Origin of the sequence: Litchfieldia stipae (assembly GCF_014837155.1) — a bacterium.
Taxonomy (GTDB): domain Bacteria; phylum Bacillota; class Bacilli; order Bacillales; family Bacillaceae_L; genus Litchfieldia.
The window spans coordinates 1-1,117 of the sequence record NZ_JACYHA010000058.1 but is presented as its reverse complement, the minus strand read 5'-3'; the positions used below and the strand labels follow the sequence as shown (position 1 = coordinate 1,117).

The window sequence follows — 1,117 nt, the reverse complement described above, 5'->3', positions numbered from 1 at the left end:
GGGTGAATGAAATGCTAACTAAAAATACACAGATGAATCGTGACCAAATAGAAATGATAGCTTTAGAACAACTTGTGCCTGCGGACCATTTGGTCCGCAAGATTGAGGCTGCTATCGATTTTTCTTTTATCTATTCACTTGCTCAAGATATGTATTCATCTGAACGAGGTCGTCCGAGTATTGACCCTGTTATATTAATAAAGATGGCTTTTATCCAGTATACCTTCGGTATTCGTTCCATGCGTAAGACTATAGAAGAAATCGAAACCAATATGGCGTATCGATGGTTTCTAGGCTTTGGTTTTTATGATAAGGTCCCGCACTTTTCAACGTTTGGTAAAAACTATGAGAGACGCTTTAAGGATACAGATTTATTTGAAAAGATTTTCTATCGTATTTTGAAAGAAGCCACAGACAAGAAGCTTGTTAGTAGTGAACACGTATTCATTGATTCAACACACGTAAAAGCAAGCGCAAATAAGCGTAAATTTGAGAAGAAGATTGTTCGTAAAGAAACAAAAGCCTATGAATCTCGCCTTAAGGACGAAATCAATAGTGACCGTGAAGAACATGGTAAAAAGCCTTTTCCACCAGACAAATTTGAAAAAGAAGAATACAAGGAAACAAAAGAAAGTACCACAGATCCAGAGAGTGGCTAATACGTTAAGGACGAACGGACGAAACAATTTGCCTATTCTTTTCATGCAGCTGCTGATAAAAATGGTTTTATCCTAGGAGCGATCGCAACTCCCGGTAATGTTCACGATAGTACGATGTTAGAACCTCTCCTTGAAAAGGTAACCGAAAACTGCCGCAAACCAGAAACTGTTGCAGAAGACGCTGGATATAAAACACCTGCTATTGCCCAATACTTAATTGAAAGTGAGATTCGCCCTGCATTACCTTATACAGGCCCTCGTACGAAGGAAGGCTACCTAAAAAAACACGACTATGTTTATGATGAGCACTTTGATTGCTACATATGTCCAGAAGTACAAGTTCTTAAATATAGAACAACTACTAAAGAAGGGTATCGTCAGTACATCTCCAATCCTACTCAATGTAAGGATTGCCCACTTCTATCTCAATGTACTCAGAGTCAAAATCATCAAAAACT

At 38.3% G+C, this 1,117-nt stretch carries 1 pseudogene; it reads left to right on the top strand.

Annotated elements, in window-relative coordinates:
• Positions 1 to 11: 11 nt before the first annotated feature.
• Positions 12 to 1,117, top strand: a pseudogene (locus F7888_RS22260) (IS1182 family transposase); the annotation flags it as partial.